15 protein-coding genes, 1 rRNA gene and 2 other annotated features (1 of these 18 cut by a window edge) are annotated in these 15,239 nt (G+C 65.2%); of the genes, 6 read left to right on the top strand and 10 right to left on the bottom strand.

What is annotated here, in order from left to right:
* Window positions 1-22 precede the first annotated feature (22 nt).
* The 3 genes from tpx to E0E18_RS09980 all read right to left on the bottom strand — a co-directional run bounded on the left by tpx (window position 23) and on the right by E0E18_RS09980 (window position 2,405).
* A complete protein-coding gene (gene tpx, locus E0E18_RS09990) occupies window positions 23-517 on the bottom strand; it encodes a thiol peroxidase (protein ID WP_066586352.1) in 495 nt (164 codons plus the stop codon).
* Between the two features lie 90 nt (window positions 518-607).
* Window positions 608-1,546, bottom strand: coding sequence for a DUF5926 family protein (locus E0E18_RS09985; protein WP_066586345.1), 939 nt, complete (start codon window positions 1,544-1,546; stop codon window positions 608-610).
* 76 nt (window positions 1,547-1,622) lie between these two features.
* Window positions 1,623-2,405 carry a glycerophosphodiester phosphodiesterase gene (locus E0E18_RS09980; protein WP_130840596.1) on the bottom strand — a complete coding sequence of 261 codons (783 nt, stop codon included), beginning with the start codon at window positions 2,403-2,405 and terminating at the stop codon, window positions 1,623-1,625.
* Window positions 2,406-2,429: 24 nt separating this feature from the next.
* Between E0E18_RS09980 and E0E18_RS09975 the strand changes: the two genes are divergently transcribed.
* The 3 genes from E0E18_RS09975 to ybaK all read left to right on the top strand — a co-directional run bounded on the left by E0E18_RS09975 (window position 2,430) and on the right by ybaK (window position 4,849).
* Window positions 2,430-3,356 (top strand): patatin-like phospholipase family protein, encoded by a 927-nt coding sequence (locus E0E18_RS09975; RefSeq protein ID WP_237559731.1) that lies wholly within the window; start codon window positions 2,430-2,432, stop codon window positions 3,354-3,356.
* Between the two features lie 221 nt (window positions 3,357-3,577).
* Window positions 3,578-4,183 (top strand): superoxide dismutase, encoded by a 606-nt coding sequence (locus tag E0E18_RS09970; protein WP_066586342.1) that lies wholly within the window; start codon window positions 3,578-3,580, stop codon window positions 4,181-4,183.
* 126 nt (window positions 4,184-4,309) lie between these two features.
* Window positions 4,310-4,849 (top strand): Cys-tRNA(Pro) deacylase, encoded by a 540-nt coding sequence (gene ybaK, locus E0E18_RS09965; protein WP_130840592.1) that lies wholly within the window; start codon window positions 4,310-4,312, stop codon window positions 4,847-4,849.
* Window positions 4,850-4,936: 87 nt separating this feature from the next.
* On the opposite strand, the gene msrA is transcribed toward ybaK, so the two are convergent.
* Together msrA and E0E18_RS09955 are read right to left on the bottom strand one after the other, a co-directional pair.
* Window positions 4,937-5,638 carry a peptide-methionine (S)-S-oxide reductase MsrA gene (gene msrA / locus E0E18_RS09960; RefSeq protein ID WP_130840590.1) on the bottom strand — a complete coding sequence of 234 codons (702 nt, stop codon included), beginning with the start codon at window positions 5,636-5,638 and terminating at the stop codon, window positions 4,937-4,939.
* Window positions 5,614-7,461 carry a hypothetical protein gene (locus tag E0E18_RS09955; protein WP_237559730.1) on the bottom strand — a complete coding sequence of 616 codons (1,848 nt, stop codon included), beginning with the start codon at window positions 7,459-7,461 and terminating at the stop codon, window positions 5,614-5,616. Before E0E18_RS09955 ends, msrA begins: the two co-directional genes overlap by 25 nt.
* 91 nt (window positions 7,462-7,552) lie before the next feature.
* Here E0E18_RS09955 and E0E18_RS09950 point away from each other — a divergent pair, with 91 nt between their 5' ends.
* Together E0E18_RS09950 and E0E18_RS09945 are read left to right on the top strand one after the other, a co-directional pair.
* A complete protein-coding gene (locus E0E18_RS09950; RefSeq protein ID WP_130840586.1) occupies window positions 7,553-8,203 on the top strand; it encodes a DUF6474 family protein in 651 nt (216 codons plus the stop codon).
* Window positions 8,204-8,353: 150 nt separating this feature from the next.
* Entirely contained in the window at window positions 8,354-8,716 is a 363-nt protein-coding gene (locus E0E18_RS09945) for a histone-like nucleoid-structuring protein Lsr2 (protein WP_066586336.1), read from the top strand.
* Between the two features lie 211 nt (window positions 8,717-8,927).
* On the opposite strand, the gene E0E18_RS09940 is transcribed toward E0E18_RS09945, so the two are convergent.
* The 4 genes from E0E18_RS09940 to E0E18_RS09925 form a co-directional block, all read right to left on the bottom strand.
* The gene (locus tag E0E18_RS09940; protein WP_066586335.1) at window positions 8,928-9,623 is read right to left on the bottom strand and encodes a response regulator transcription factor; all 696 of its coding nucleotides are present in this window, start codon (window positions 9,621-9,623) and stop codon (window positions 8,928-8,930) included.
* The gene (locus tag E0E18_RS09935) at window positions 9,620-10,867 is read right to left on the bottom strand and encodes a sensor histidine kinase (RefSeq protein ID WP_130840583.1); all 1,248 of its coding nucleotides are present in this window, start codon (window positions 10,865-10,867) and stop codon (window positions 9,620-9,622) included. The genes E0E18_RS09940 and E0E18_RS09935 overlap by 4 nt, the downstream gene beginning before the upstream one ends.
* A 52-nt stretch (window positions 10,868-10,919) precedes the next feature.
* Window positions 10,920-11,618: a TetR/AcrR family transcriptional regulator gene (locus E0E18_RS09930; protein ID WP_066586286.1), complete on the bottom strand. Its 699-nt coding sequence runs from the start codon at window positions 11,616-11,618 to the stop codon at window positions 10,920-10,922.
* Between the two features lie 99 nt (window positions 11,619-11,717).
* Window positions 11,718-12,629: a universal stress protein gene (locus E0E18_RS09925; RefSeq protein WP_066589338.1), complete on the bottom strand. Its 912-nt coding sequence runs from the start codon at window positions 12,627-12,629 to the stop codon at window positions 11,718-11,720.
* A 446-nt stretch (window positions 12,630-13,075) separates the two neighbouring features.
* On the opposite strand from E0E18_RS09925, the gene E0E18_RS09920 reads away from it, so the two are divergent.
* Window positions 13,076-14,074 carry a pseudouridine synthase gene (locus E0E18_RS09920; protein ID WP_237559729.1) on the top strand — a complete coding sequence of 333 codons (999 nt, stop codon included), beginning with the start codon at window positions 13,076-13,078 and terminating at the stop codon, window positions 14,072-14,074.
* A 168-nt stretch (window positions 14,075-14,242) separates the two neighbouring features.
* Here E0E18_RS09920 and rrf read toward each other — a convergent pair.
* Window positions 14,243-14,359: ribosomal RNA gene (gene rrf / locus E0E18_RS09915) — 5S ribosomal RNA — on the bottom strand.
* 141 nt (window positions 14,360-14,500) lie between these two features.
* Window positions 14,501-14,746: a sequence feature (23S ribosomal RNA rRNA prediction is too short), on the bottom strand.
* Window positions 14,747-14,752: 6 nt separating this feature from the next.
* Window positions 14,753-15,239 (bottom strand) — a sequence feature (23S ribosomal RNA rRNA prediction is too short); it runs 74 nt beyond the window's last position.

The following is a 15,239-nucleotide window of genomic DNA, read 5'->3' as shown; positions in this document are numbered from 1 at the left end:
AGCAGGAGAGACCCGTACGGGGTCAGAGAACGGCGAGCGCCGCGTCGTAGTCGGGCTCGGTGGTGATCTCGGGCACCAGACTGCTGTAGAGCACCGTACCGTCGGTGTCGATGACGACAACGGCGCGGGCCAGGACCCCTGCCAGCGGGGAATCGAGGAGACGGACCCCGTAGTCCTCGCTGAACGACGAGCGGAAGGCAGACGTCGGGATCACCTTGTCGATGCCCTCGGCAGCGCAGAAGCGACCCAGCGCGAAAGGCAGGTCCTTCGACACGGAGACGACCACGGTGTTGTCCAGGCCGGTGGCCCGCTTGTTGAACTCACGCTCCGATGCAGCGCAGACGCCGGTGTCCACGGAGGGGAAGATGTTGAGGATGACCCGCCTGCCGGCGAAGTCGCTGAGTGAGACGTCATTGAGGTCGGTGTCGACCGTGGTGAAAGCGGGTGCCTTGTCGCCGACGGCGGGAAGATCACCGACAGTGTGGGCGGGGGTTCCGGAAAATGCGGTATCAGCCATACCCCCGTTTCTACACGGAAACTCCGGGGCGCCGCCGGACTGGGACGCAGCGAGCTGAACCGAGCCGGCGCACGCCGGCGGGGAAAGCCTCTAACGGATCGTGACCTCGCGGGCGATGATCGTCTGCTTCGACTTCTGCTCCTCCGCGGTGAGCTGCGCCCCGTCGGTGGACAGTTCCTCGAGCGCTGCGGCGATCTTCGCGTCCAGCTTCTCCAGGGGCGCCGCGAACTCGACGGCGGGGACCGTGTTGTCGAGGTCGAACACGGGGACGAGCAGTCCGTGGGTACGGAAGACCCCGGCGAACCGGGTGCCTTCCCCGAGGTTGAGGTCGCCTGCGGCGTGGACTCGGGCGAGGGCAGGCAGCAGCGCCTCCTCCGCCTCGGGCCGGATCCAGCGGATGTGCGCCTTCTCACCCGGGTCAATCCACCAGGCGGATCCGGTGACCGCGACATCGACCTTCTCGGACGGCAGGACAGACTCATTGGCCTGCTGCAGGGTCTGCTGCACCTGCGGGTTGTTCTGCTGGTCCTCGGTGAGCCACCAGTTGAAGTCCTCCGCGACCTCGATGAGCGGCGTCTGGTCCCGGACCAGGAGGTCCGACAGGGCAGGTTCCGTGCCGTCGGCGACACCGGTCTCCAGGCTCGCCCCGGGGGCGGCGTCCTTCACCCAGTTCAGCGCGTAGGCGAGGTCCCGGTTGGGGTTGTTGCCCCGCTGGGAGGTCTGCAGGGCGACCAGTGCCTCACCACCCTCTTCCTCGGGGCGGACGAGAGCCGCGACAGCGCCCGGCAGAACGGTGACGACACGGACAGGCCGGGGGAACCCGGCGTCCTCCACGGTTTCGGCGAGGAAGTGCGCGGAGGGGACGAACTCCTGCATCGCGACGAGGTCAGCCTCCACGGCGAAACCGTCGTAGGGACGGGGGTCGCGTTCCAGCGCCGCACGTTCAGCGGCACGACGAGCGAGTTTCGCCTGGCGCCGGCTCATTCCCGCCGGCAGGACTTCTTCGTTCTTCTTGTTCTTCTTGGCCACCCGGTCAGTCTATGTCAGCGGTGGCTGCCCCGGGGCCGGGGGCCGGTCAGCGTCCCGGGTCAGCGGGAGAACCTGGTCAGCGGGGGAACCTGGTGGCGCCACCGGCCCAGTCCCGGGCACGGTCGGGGTAGTCGGTGGCGATCCAGTGCACGCCGTGACGGCAGGCCCATTTCACGTCATCCTCCCGGTTGAGGGTGAACAGGTAGGTGTTCGCCGGCTCCCCCGTCACCGACTGAGGATCGGTGCGCATCCTGGTCACCGAGTAGCCGGGGGACTGGGCGGAGACGACCGCGTCCTCCAGACGGTGCAGCACCCGCTCGCCCCGGTAGTCCCGGTGCAGGAAGATGCGGTGGATGTCCGGGTTGATCCGGCGGAACCGTGCCAGGGAACCGGGGTCGAAGGAGATGAGGTGGACCCGGGCGCTGTCGTCCCCGTCGGCCATGCCCGCCCTGACGAGCACGGACTGGAGGGCGTTCTCGAGCTGTCCCCGTCGCTCGCCGAGAGTGCCCAGCCTCTTGGTCTCCACGAAGATCTCGGGACGGTAGCCCGGATCCTCGGCGGGGTTTCCGGCGTCACGGAGGAGGTCGAGGAGTTCTGCCAGAGTCAGTATCTGCTGCGGTCGTCCGTGGGTGCCGAAGTTCAGTTCCCGTAGTTCGGCGAGAGTTTTCCGGTTCACAGGACCGCTGCCGTCCGAGGTTCGGTCGACTGTCGGGTCATGGAGGCACACGGGAACACCGTCTGCGCTGAGCTGTATGTCGCACTCGATGCCGTCGGCATGCTGGGCGAAGGCTGTCTCGAAGGCGTCCCTGGTCATTTCGGGGTGGTGGCCGCTGGCACCGCGGTGGGCAATGATCTTCACGGCCTCTACGGTAGTCTCGGTGGCGTGGCAGATTCTTCCGCATCCCGCCGACGCTTCCACGACCCACTCCCGTCAGTGAGTGACACCGCCCTTGTCTTCGAGGGCGGGGCGATGCGTTCCGCATTCTCCTCGGCGATGGTGCAGGCACTGCTGGAAGAGGGGATCTCTTTCGACTGGACGTACGGGAACTCGGCGTCTGCGGTCCATGTGTCCACCTATCTTTCCCGTGAGCCGGAACTTGCCAGGGACTACTTCACTGTTTTCCCGGGCGATCCACTGTTCGGGGGAATTCGCCCTTTCCTCCACGGTGACGGTTTCTTCAACGCGAAGTATATTTTCGGACCGGACGCCAGGGTCGAGGACCGACGGATGGTGCCGGACTGGAACGCGATCAGGTCAAATCCCGGAGATTTCCGGATATCGGGTTTCAACGGGCAGACCGGTGAAACCGTCCACTGGTCGCGCGAGGACATGCACGGCCTCGACGATTTCCTGCTGCACGCCCGGGCGTCGGCGTCACTGCCGGTGCTCATGCCACCGACCCGTATCGGCGGGGACGCCTATTTCGACGGGGCGTTCGGCCCCACCGGAGGCATACCGGTGGATGCGGCACGCGAGAAGGAGGGGTTCGAGCGCTTTCTGGTCATCATGACCCGTACCCGCTCGTACCGTAAGGGCCCGTCCCGGTTCACCTGGGCTGTCAAAAGGATGCTTCCCCAGTACCCGGCCCTGATCGAGTCGATGCACGACCGTCACGTGCGCTACAACCGGACCCGGGACTGGATCTTCGAGCAGGAGCGGCTCGGCCGCGCGTACATTTTCGCGCCCCACCGGATGCCCCTGGGCAACGGCACACGCAAGCTCAACGAGCTCGCCGAAACCTATGAGGCCGGCCTGGCCCAGGCGCGTGAGGAAATGCCGCTCATCCGCCGGTTCCTGAACCTGCACTGACCGGTCCGGAACCCCGGGACGCCCACCTGCTGTGGTCCGGTGGACGGGCGGGAGCGGAGCTGCGGGCGACCGGGGGAATCTGTACGTCGATGTCACATTCCCTTTTCCGCGATGTTCAATTGCTTGAACTTTATTCTTCAATTAAGCAACCATTGCACGCCCGGGAATTTCGGTCCACACTGGAGCCCGTACCACACCAATTGACGAAAGGACCACAACACATGGCTGTCTACGAGCTGCCTGATCTCCCCTACGACTACGATGCACTGGAGCCGCACATTTCCGGTGAGATCATGCGTCTGCACCACGACAAGCACCACGCGACCTACGTCGCCGGTGCTAACGCCGCTCTCGAGGCGCTGGAGAAGGCGCGGGAGGAAGGTGGCAACCCGGACACGATCCGGGCTCTCTCCAAGAATCTCGCCTTCAACCTCGGTGGCCACACCAACCACTCCATCTTCTGGAAGAACCTCTCCCCGAACGGTGGCGGCAAGCCCACCGGAGAGCTGGCGGAGGCCATCGACCGCGACTTCGGCTCCTTCGAGAAGTTCCAGGCCAACTTCAACGGTGCCGCTCTGGGCCTCCAGGGCTCCGGCTGGGCCGTCCTCGGCTACGACCACATCGCTGGTCGCCTGGTCGTCCAGGAGCTGACCGACCAGCAGGGCAACACCTCGATCAACCTCACCCCCCTGCTGATGCTGGACATGTGGGAGCACGCCTTCTACCTCCAGTACAAGAACGTGAAGGCCGATTACGTGAAGGCTGTCTGGAACGTCTTCAACTGGGAGGACGTCGCCGAGCGCTACGCTGCCGCCAAGGCCAGCTAGCCCGGTAGTTTCTCCGGCCCCACACGCGGGCGTCACAGGTTTCCCCTCCGGTCACCGGGGACGAGGACCTGCGGCGTCCGCTTCTGTGTCGGCGGCGGGTCCGCCGCCACCGCTAGGCTGGTGGCCGTGAGCAAGAAAACGAAGAATCCGCACCAGTCACACCGCAACGGGGCGACTCCCGCCGTAACCACCCTGGAGAAGGCGGGGGTGGAGTTCACGGTACGCACCTTCCACCACGACCCCGGCGTCGCCAGTTACGGTGACGAGGCGGCGGCGGCGCTGGACTTTCCTTCACAGCGGATCTGCAAGACCCTGCTCGTCGAGCTCGAGGGCGGATCCCGTGGCGGGCACATGGGAGTTGTCGTGGTCCCGGTGACCGCGATGCTCGACCTCAAGTCCGTGGCTTCCGCGTTCGCCGCGAAGAAGGCAACGATGGCGGATCCCGGCGCCGCTGAACGGTCCACGGGCTACGTCGTGGGGGGAATCAGTCCCCTCGGCCAGAAGAAACGGCTCCCCACTGTGGTGGATGCGTCGGTGACGCAGGAGCCGAGCATCCTGGTTTCGGGGGGACGCCGCGGATTTGACGTGGAACTCGCCCCCGGTGACCTGGTCAGCCTGCTCGACGCCACCGTCGCCGACGTGGGACGCCCCGATCCCCGCCCCTGAAACCCCCGCCACAGAGATCCCACCCACTGAAATCCCGGCCGCTGACATTACCGCGCCGGGGCGCCGGACAGGATCCGGGCCGCGGACTCACCGGCAGGTGACTCCGGTGGCGTGCACCGGGCAGTAGCCGTCGGGATTCTTCGCGAGGTACTGCTGGTGCTCGTCCTCGGCGAGGAAGTACCTTCCGGCCGGGGTCTCCGCCAACGGCAGGATCTCCGTGGTGACGTCCCCGTATCCGGCGTCCCTGAGTCGGGCGGCGTAGGCGCCCACCACCTCTTCAGCCACCGCGGCCTGTTCGGCGGCATTGTCCCCGACAGGGTAGATCACCGACCGGTACTGTGAGCCCACGTCATTGCCCTGGCGGTCACCCTGGGTCGGGTCGTGGTTCTCCATGGCGATCTCCAGGATCTCCCGGAGCTCCACTTTCGCCGGGTCGAACACCACGTCGACCACTTCGGCGTGGCCGGTTCGTCCGGTGCAGACCTCGCGGTAGGTGGGATTCTGCGTGTACCCGCCCGCGTACCCCACCGAGGTCGACTCCACCCCGTCGATCTGCCACATCAGCTTCTCCGCCCCCCAGAAGCAGCCCAGTCCGAGGATGATGTGGTCCTGCCCCTCCTTCCACAGCCCGGTGACCGGCGTTCCGAGCACCGCGTGCGGTTTCGGGTGGGGCAGCACCGGGTGTGGTCCACCCTTGAGCGCGGTGGAGCTGTCGGGGCGTTCCACCCGGACAGGGCCCTGTGAGTTCATCGCGGCGTTCATGGTCAGGATCCGCTGCAGGAAATCCATGGCGTCCTTACCGTCCTCTCTTTTTCCCGGTACTCCAGCGGGGGGACGCCCGGGGCTCCGAGTCTGAGCCACCGGCGTACAGCCGCGGGAGCGTAACAGTCGTCCGCGTTGTACCGCTCGAGGGTACGCCGGGCACGCGACCGGGGCGCCCCGTCACAGTCACTGCCGCCGTCCCCGTCACTGCCGCCGTCCCTGCCGCCGACGGCGATCTCGAAGAGGTCCACCGCGGCCCTTCCGTCGACGTCCTTCTGACTGAAGGTGAACCCCGCCAGCGCGGCAACCGCCTTCAGCCCCAGCGACGCATTGGCTGCCAGCGCATTCCTCACCAGCGCGAAGACATCCACCCACTCCGGTGAAGCGAGGAAGGCGTTGACTTCGGCGAGGGTCGGCATGACGATCCCCTGGGTGTACTCCCGGCCCCCGTAGCGGGAGGCGTAGGAACGCATCCAGTGGTTCTCACCCTGCTGCGAGTAGCAGTACGCGCGGAACACCCGGCCGGAGTTCCGGGCCGCCTGCCGGCGGGCCATGAGCCAGCACCAGTACCGGGCGACATGCTCACCGCCGTCCCCGTCACGGCTGAAGTCGGTGAAAGGGCGGTACCCGGTGCCGTCGAAGGTGCCCCAGAGGAACGTCCCCCGCGTCGGGTGCGCCTCCATGTCCACGTCGATCTCCACGGCGTCCCCGATTTCCCGGGCCATGGGCAGTTCCCCGTCGCCGAGGTGGTCCGGCATGCGGAAACTGTGCCCGCACCACAGTTCCGGCCTGGTGATCCACCGTTTCAGCGGACGCCGCAGATACCCGACCCCTGCCAGCCAGGCTGCCGCGAGTGCCGGGGACTCCCGGTCCACGGCGGTCACCGGGACGGCGTCCACCACCTCATGCGGGCGCTCAGCCAGTGCCGCGAGCTGGGGGAGGGTCTCGATCCCGGCGTCCCTCCAGCGGCTTCCCCGGTCACCGGGCAGCATGAGACTGATGTCCCTGCGTTCCACCAGTTCACTCCGGCAGTGGTTGTGGAACTCGCAGCCCTCGCATTCGCGCACGCGTACCGGCCGGTCCGGGACCGGAGCCTCCAGTGCCCGTTCCAGACCTGGGAGCACCCGGTCGGCGGGGATCACGACGCACCTGCTGTACCCGGCGGTACCCCCGCCGATGAAACCGACGTCACCGGACGCCAGGCCCAGCCGGTCCAGCAGGACGTGCGCGACAGCAACCTTATACGAGTCACCGGCGTTGCTGCGGTGCCTCAGCGGGGCCCGGGCCGGCGCACCCAGCCCCAGTGCGACGACATCCACCACACGGACGCCGTTGTCCGGACTCCCCGCCGTACCGTTTCCGCCGGACGCCCCGGGCACCGTCGCCGACCCCGTCTTCAACCTGGCTGCCACGGTGTGTGCCGTGACGGTGACCGGCATGTACGCGGTCGCCTCGCCCAGGCCCGCCCCGGTGTCTGTCCGCACCAGCAGGTCAACGTCGCAGGCCAGGGCGCCGTCCGACAGGCGGGCACCGGTGATCAGGCGGACGCCGGACGCCAGTGCCTCGAGAGTCTGCTCTTCGGCGGTACCGTCGTCGACGACGTCCACCCGGCTGAGGCGCACCCGGTCCCCCAACCGTTCCCTGACCGGCAGCGCATTCCACACCGCCTCCCGCCGCAGCTGTGCCCGCTGCCGGTGCGAGTACCTTTCCGCCAGCGCGGACGCAGACAGTTCGGGACGGATGCTGCCGGACGCCGCGGCGCGCAGCAGCACACTGCGACGCCGACACCCGGTGAGGTCGAGAGGGGTCACCGGAATTGCCGCGGAGTCGGCCGGGAGGTGGTTCGTCACAATAGCTGTCATCCTATTGGCTAGAGTGGTCCACCAGAAACCGGAGAACCGGGGCAGCATCAGCCCCGTAACGGCAGAGGAGACGGTGCACATGGGAGTTTTCGGTACGTTGCGACGGCGACGCCTGGAAAAGAAAGCTGCATTCAAGGCCGCGAAAGTGCAGGCCAGGGAGACTGCACGGGCGACCGCGAAGCAGGACAGGGCCCGGGAGAAGTACCTGCGCAGAACAGCGGGGAAAATCAGGACCCTGGAGGCCAGGTCCGCGAAAAGGCAGGACCGCAGGGACCTGGAAACTGCGAAAGCTCTGGTGGCCCGGGCGAAGTCGAGGACCGTCACCCCGGGGAAGATTCTCGGGTGGGTCGGAGCCGCACGTGTACTGGTCCCCGTCTCCGCTCCACTGGCCTACCGGGCCCTGACGACACTGGTGCAGCGATCCGGCAGCAACGGTGCCGGCCCGCTCTCCGGTGCCACGACAGACGGCCTCGGGGCCGCGGGGACCGATCCCACGGGTCCGGGTGCCGTGCAGCGTGCCCGCATCGCCGACCTGCGCAACAGGATCGGAGCGCGCAATGTCCCGGATGCGGTGCGGAAGAAGATCTCGGCGAAGCTGTCGTCTCTGGAATCAACCCTGGATTCGGTGTACGCACGGGAAACGGGGAATGACGCCCAGAAAACGGCCGATGCCGTGACCACTGAACTTGATCAGCTGGACAGGCAACTCGCTGAGGTTGACAGGGGGTAGATCCCGACGAATAATTTCAAACCCCTCCCCATTCAGAGAATTGACAGGGACTCTTTCCCCCAGAAGCCGTCATATCCGCTATACTCTGCAGACGAGAGGCACACAGTTACTCACTGTCATCCATCTTCCTACTCTGCAAAGGAATACATCATGGCACGCCGTGAAATCACCCAGTTCTTCGACGATCTCGACGGAACCGCACTCAGCTCCGACGAAGTCAACGTCGTCGAGTTCTCCTACGCGGGTTCCGACTACACCCTGGACCTTTCCGAGGAGAATGCCCTCAAGTTCGCCTCTGATCTGGAGCCCTACCTGAAGGTCGCGACCAAGGTCACCAAGCAGCGTGCACCGCGTGGCCGTTCCACGTCGACCGGCGCCCAGAAGTCCGACCCGGGCCGAAACCGTCGCATCCGCGAATGGGCCCGTAACAACGGGCACAATGTCTCGGCACGCGGCCAGATCTCCCACGAGATCATCGCCGCATACGAAGAGGCAAATCCCACCGACCGCTGACAACATTGTCTGCCCCCATTTCCGGGGGCGGACTGCTGTGTACCGCGGAGTTGCCGGAACCTGGTCGCCCTACCACCCGTGCCGCGATCAGCGAGTTCGACAGCGCATCGTTCAGTGTCCGACTCAGAGCCCAGCTCCAGTGCCCGACTCAGAGCCCAGCTCCAGTGCCCGACTCAGAGCCCAGCTCCAGTGCCCGACTCTAGTGTCCGACTCAGAGCATTCCGGATTCACGGGCAACCGCCACCGCCGACGTGCGGGAGCGGACCCCGAGTTTCGCGTTAATGTGCACGAGATGCGATTTGACCGTCGCCTCGGAAAGAAACAGAGCCGCACCTATCTCACGGTTGCTCCGACCCTGCGCAACCAGCTGGAGAACCTCAAGTTCCCGTGATGTGAGAGAGTTACCCGGATCCTCTTCCCGGTGCATAAGACGGGACGCCACCGAACCAGACATCGCGGTCGTCCCCGTCGCCGCAGCACGGACAGCGGCGACAAGTTCCGCCGGTGGGGCGTCTTTCAGCAGATAACCCACGGCACCTGCCTCAATAGCCCCGAGAATATCGACGTCGGTGTCATAGTTGGTCACGACGAGAACATTCGGAGGGTCCGGAAGCGCCCTGATCCGTGCAGTCGCCTTAGCTCCCGTCTCCAGTTCCCGCCCACTGGGCCCCGGACCGAACCGCAGGTCCATCAGAACCACGTCAATCCCGACGTCCGGGAATGCGGCCGGCCCGGCGGAACTGCCCGACCGTTCCGACCGGACCCGGTTCCGGTTCTCCACGGCCCGGACCGCCTCGTCAGCAGTCTCTGCCTCGCCGACGATGGTGATGTCATCCGCACTGTCCAGGACCGCTCTGAGCCCCATACGGACGATCGCATGGTCATCTGCCAGAAGTACACCGATCACTGCCTGTCTCCTGTCCTGTCGGGCTTGGCTCCACGAGGCACACTGACGCCCACGGCCGTGCCCTGCCCCGGCGAAGACTCAACTTCCAGTGTCCCGCCGATGCTCCGGGCGCGGTGACGCATCGCGGACATCCCGATGTGACCTTCCCCGGCTCTCTCAACGCTACGACCCTCAACCTCTGCGGGGTCGAAACCGGAGCCGTCATCGACGATGTCCAGCCTGACGGAGGCCGGCTCGACGGTGAGGGTGATCCGCGCCCTCGCGGCACCCGAATGCTGCCTCACGTTGGAGACCGCGGACTGCGCGATCCTCAGCAGACCGGCCTCAACCTTCATCGGCAGTTCCGGGCAGCTGTCGTCCGCGGCGTCCTCGATATCCACCGTCACCTCCAGGCCGTCCCCGCTGGCGGACGCCGCCAGTCTCCGCAACGCCTCCGGAAACGAACTCCCCTGCAGGTCGTCCGGCTGCAGTGCAGCGATGATCGCCCGGGTCTCACGGAGACTCTGGGCGGCGGTGTCGCGGGCCAGGATCATCCTGGGCAGAGCGGGGGAATCCTCCGGGATCTCCCGCTCTGCGGCATGGAGCAGGAGCTGGATGCTCGACAGTCCCTGCGCGACCGTGTCATGGATCTCGTGGGCCAGCCTCTCCCTCTCCGTGATGATGCCCGCCTGACGCTCAGATTCGGCGAGCAGACCCCGTGTCCGCACAAGTTCGTCGATGAGCTGACGGCGACTCTCGCTGACGGCGGAGAGACTCTGGACCACCGCGGCGATGGCGATGGCGGCCACACCGGACAACACCGGGCCGAGTATCGCACCTGTACTGGGACCGGCTACCGCCGCCGACAGCACCACTGCCAGCGCCGTGACGACACCGGTCACCACTGCACCCCAGGGGGACGGCAGGAGCAGGAGGTAGAGGACAAACAGGACCAGTGCCAGATAAGTCGCCGTCGCCTCCTCCGACGCCAGTGCGATCCACAGCAGCGTCAGCACAGTCAGCCACCCGTAGCGGTGGGGGGAGTTCGACGGGAAGGGTCTTGCGAAGACAGTCGCAGCTACCACGGCGAAAGGTACCGCCAGGAGGACGACAAGGGTTGATGAACCGTCGTCACGTCTCAGGGCCACCCACACGGCGACTGCCAGCAGGGTACCGGTGGCGACGGCCAGTGATCCCCGGATCACCACGGAATCACGGAAGGCTCCCGGTCCCGTCCCCCCTGCGGGGACGCTCGCTGGTTTCATGAGGTTACCGTAGCCTGTCCGGGGCACCCCGGAGAAGAGAGCACGGCAAGGATCAGATGGTGTACATCATTGGTGCTGTGTAGAGCAGCTGTTTCGCGAGTTCCCGGGCGGTCTCCAACGGGGACACCGTCCTGCTCATCTTCGATCCCGCGATTCCCCCGTCCAGAAAGACTATGAGCTGGTCCGCCAGTGTCCGGGACGCGTATCCGAACTTTTCGGTGAGCAGGTCCGCCATGGTGTCTCGACACCACCTGCGGTGTTCGAGGGCGGCCTGGCGGATGCGGTGCTCACTGTCCGTGTCCGGCCGCGGATACTCACTGGCGGCGTTCTGGAAATGTGACCCCCGGAAGTTCTCCTTGGGTTCGTCGGCGATGGCCATGTCGAAGAAGGCGAGGATCCGGTCCTCGGGTTTGGGTCGGTCGGCGCACATCTCCTCCCACCGTCGACGCCAGTCCTTGTCCAGTTCCTCGATACAGGCGACCACCAGGTTGTCCTTGGAGCCGAACAGGGAGTAGAGGCTGGCTTTGGCGACGTCGGCGTCCCTCAGAATCCGGTCAATGCCGATCACCCGGATTCCCTCCGTGGTGAACAGCCGCGTCGCACTTTCCAGCAGACGCTGCCGGGGTCCGGGCCGGCTGCGTCGCTTGGACCCCCCGGTACTCCTGGACCTGGGCTCCTGCCCCGACGCCTGCTTTCCCGCGGTCCTGGTGGATGACTTCCGGGTCGACGTGCCCGAAACGGCGTCTGTCATCTCATCTCTCCTGGGTCGGCAAGCATGGTCGGAATCCACATGGGACCCCTGCGTGACCTCACTATTCTACATTACGGGACATGACGCCCCCACACGGTGTCAGCGCGCGGTCGGGCGGACGACCATCATCGGGCAGGGCGAGTACTGGAGGAGTGCCCGCGAGGTGGATCCGAGCAGCATTCCCTTGAAGCCGCCGCGCCCGTGGGAGCCGAGGACGAGCAGCTGGGCGTCCTCCGCAGCCTCCTTGAGAACCTGGATCGGACGGTCCCTGGAGATGACTTCCTCGACCTTCACGTCGGGGTAGCGCTCACGGAAAGCTGCGAGCTCCTTGTCGAGGAGCTCCCGCTCCTGGGCGGCCACGGCATCGATCTGACTCTGCATGGCGCTCAGACCGACCAGACTGGTCTGCAGCTCCTGGTCCGCCCAGCTGTGGACGGCGCGCAGGGTGGCCTTGCGTGCGTCAGCTTCCCGGAACGCGTACTCCATAGCCTTGCGGGAAATTTCCGAACCGTCGACACCGACGACCACGGGTCCGTACTTGTTCTCCTCGGTGACATTGTTGTCTTTACGTACCACGACCACTGGGCAGGACGCATGGGAGACGACAGCCGAGGACACCGAACCGAGTACCAGGCCGGAGAGTCCACCGAGGCCACGAGAGCCCATGACGATGATGTCCGCGGTCTCCGACAGTTCGAGGAGCATGTCGATCGGTGTTCCCTCCACCACGATGTGGCTGACCGCCAGATCGGGGTTGAAAGCCAGGACCTGCTCACGGGCGGCGTCAATCTTCTCGAGCGCCTCCTTCTCCAGCTCGTCGTAGAGCTCCTGCGGCGGCACCATCCCGTCGGCGTACATGAACTGCGGCATGGTGTACGCGGTCACGAGCTTCAGAGGTGCACTGCGCTTGGTCGCTGCGTTGGCTGCCCAGGCGACGGCCGTGGCGCTGGCCTCCGAGCCGTCAACTGCGACGACGATCGCATTGTCAGCGATGATCTTGGTGTCCGACATCTGGTCCATCCTTCTCTCTTGGGGGTGAGTCCCTGAGGGGCGACTCCCGGGTCCGATCCCTTCCACCCCCCATTATCCCCCTTGAAACGTCCGAACGGCATCGAAGTACACCCCCGAAATGGGTACCTGTCAACCGCTGTACTGTAACCACCGTGTTGACCAGTACTTTCGCAGAGTAAAAAAGGTCCGCTGCCCCGCCCCGACGCCCGTCTCTTCTCCCGCACCGCAACCGCCACCGGTTCACCCGGCGTCGCAATTACCGCCGGTTCTCGCGGCGGCGCAGATCAGGGACGGCACACGTCCGTGAGAGAATCAGATCCACCAGCCCGCAGCCGCCCGGGCAGCCGGAGCGCTTCACAACGGTCCGGGACGAACGGAACAAGGAGAACACCCTGCAGAACCCACCACTTCCGGTTGTAGACGGTCTCAATCCTTCGAGGGTCAGGGTGGCCACTGCCACGACCGCCGTCGCAGCGGTACGCCATCTCATCGTCACGCAGCGGCGGCGTGCACCCGGCGATGACGAGGACGCCCTCTTCGAACGGTTCCGACGTCGAGAGGTCCGGCTCGACGACGGAACGGTTCTCCAGCCCACCGATGTCGTCCCTGGTGGGAAGTTCATCTGGTTCTACCGGCTACCGGCACCGGAGAGAGCGGTTCCGGGAACACTCCGTCTGTTGTACAGGGACGAGCACATCCTCGTCGCCGACAAGCCGCCGTTCATGTCCACCCTGCCCCGCGGGCAGCACATCACCCAGACTGCGGTGGTCCGGGCCCGTCGCCAGTTCGGCATCGACGACCTCTCCCCGGTGCACCGTCTCGACAGGCTGACGAGGGGTGTCCTTCTATTCACGGTCCACCGCGGCTCCCGGGCTGCATACCAGCAGCTTTTCGAGAGGCGGATGGTGTCGAAAACCTATGAGGCTGTGACTCCGGTGCCCACCGGTTGGCAGGGCACCGACTTCTCGTTGCCGGGAGGTAGTCTGACAGTCCCCGCAGGAGCACTGCACTTCGCCAGTCCGGAGCAGGTGCTGGATGTTCCCGGAGAGGAGCATCCCTGGGAGCTCAGTCATCTCCTGGTCAAGGAGCGGGGGCGTCTGGCCACATATATTCAACCGGGGACGCCGAACTCTCTCACCAGGGTCACCGGGGTGCGGTTCAGCTCATCGGGTGACCGGGTCGTGTGGACGCTGAAACCCGCAACGGGCAAGACCCATCAGCTGCGGGTCAATATGCGGTTGTTTGCCGCTCCTATCGTCAACGACCCCATCTACTCGGTGGTCTCCGATGACGCGCTCTACAATCCGGACGCTGAGCTCCCATACGTTCCCTCCGTGGACGAGGAGGACTTCGACCGGCCGATGGGGCTGACTGCCCGGGAACTGACCTTCACCGATCCCTACACCGGCGAATCCAGACGGTTCATCTCCTCCTACGGGAACTGATCAACGGATCTCCGTGATGTTTCCGCCCCCCTGGGGTGAATTGTGGGGTGAATTGTGGGTGAACACCGCACGCAAAAAAAGAGTGCACAGGCACAGGAACCGACCAACCATCCACACAGGACAGTAAACCAGACCCCGCACCCACACACCCTCAACAACAAAGAATGATGCCGGCAGTGACCTACTCTCCCACACCCTCCCAGGTGCAGTACCATCGGCGCAGGCAGGCTTAGCTTCCGGGTTCGGAAAGGGACCGGGCGTGACCCCACCGCTGAAACCACCGACAAACACAACGAAACAACACACGCCACACACCCCCCACAACACCAAGGGAGCCGGGCACACGGTGCCGTTCCAGACACTGCACAGTGGACGCAAAAACCCTCACAACAACACAACACACGCACACAATCAGAAGTGAAGCACTCGGCCAATTAGTACCGGTCACCTCCAGCGCTCACACACTGTCCAGATCCGGCCTATCAACCCCGTCGTCTACAGGGAACCTCACACGAAACCTCATCTCGAAACAGGCTTCCCGCTTAGATGCTTTCAGCGGTTATCCCTCCCATACGTAGCCAACCAGCCATGCCACGGGCGTGACAACTGGCCCACCAGAGGTATGTCCAACCCGGTCCTCTCGTACTAGGGTCAGCCTTTCTCAAGTTTCAACGCGCGCGGCGGATAGAGACCGAACTGTCTCACGACGTTCTAAACCCAGCTCGCGTGCCGCTTTAATGGGCGAACAGCCCAACCCTTGGGACCAACTCCAGCCCCAGGATGCGACGAGCCGACATCGAGGTGCCAAACCATCCCGTCGATATGGACTCTTGGGGAAGATCAGCCTGTTATCCCCGGGGTACCTTTTATCCGTTGAGCGACACCGCTTCCACAAGCCGGTGCCGGATCACTAGTCCCGACTTTCGTCCCTGCTCGACCTGTCAGTCTCACAGTCAAGCTCCCTTGTGCACTTACACTCAACACCTGATTGCCAACCAGGCTGAGGGAACCTTTGGGCGCCTCCGTTACACTTTGGGAGGCAACCGCCCCAGTTAAACTACCCACCAGGCACTGTCCCTAACCCAGATCATGGGCCGAGGTTCAGACATCCAATACGATCAGAGTGGTATTTCAACAACGACTCCACAACCACTGGCGTGGCCAC

Origin of the sequence: Corynebacterium neomassiliense, assembly GCF_900626215.1 — a bacterium.
Lineage (GTDB): Bacteria > Actinomycetota > Actinomycetes > Mycobacteriales > Mycobacteriaceae > Corynebacterium > Corynebacterium neomassiliense.
Note: the sequence above shows the minus strand (reverse complement) of the source record. Positions and strands in the feature narration are given on the sequence as shown.

Bases quoted from the DNA above. Each gene is read 5' to 3' on its own strand.
- tpx (WP_066586352.1), bottom strand. From the start codon at position 517: ATGGCTGATACCGCATTTTCCGGAACCCCCGCCCACACTGTCGGTGAT.
- E0E18_RS09970 (WP_066586342.1), top strand. From the start codon at position 3,578: ATGGCTGTCTACGAGCTGCCTGATCTCCCCTACGACTACGATGCACTG.
- msrA (WP_130840590.1), bottom strand. From the start codon at position 5,638: ATGGATTTCCTGCAGCGGATCCTGACCATGAACGCCGCGATGAACTCA.
- E0E18_RS09950 (WP_130840586.1), top strand. From the start codon at position 7,553: ATGGGAGTTTTCGGTACGTTGCGACGGCGACGCCTGGAAAAGAAAGCT.
- E0E18_RS09945 (WP_066586336.1), top strand. From the start codon at position 8,354: ATGGCACGCCGTGAAATCACCCAGTTCTTCGACGATCTCGACGGAACC.
- E0E18_RS09935 (WP_130840583.1), bottom strand. From the start codon at position 10,867: ATGAAACCAGCGAGCGTCCCCGCAGGGGGGACGGGACCGGGAGCCTTC.
- E0E18_RS09930 (WP_066586286.1), bottom strand. From the start codon at position 11,618: ATGACAGACGCCGTTTCGGGCACGTCGACCCGGAAGTCATCCACCAGG.
- E0E18_RS09925 (WP_066589338.1), bottom strand. From the start codon at position 12,629: ATGTCGGACACCAAGATCATCGCTGACAATGCGATCGTCGTCGCAGTT.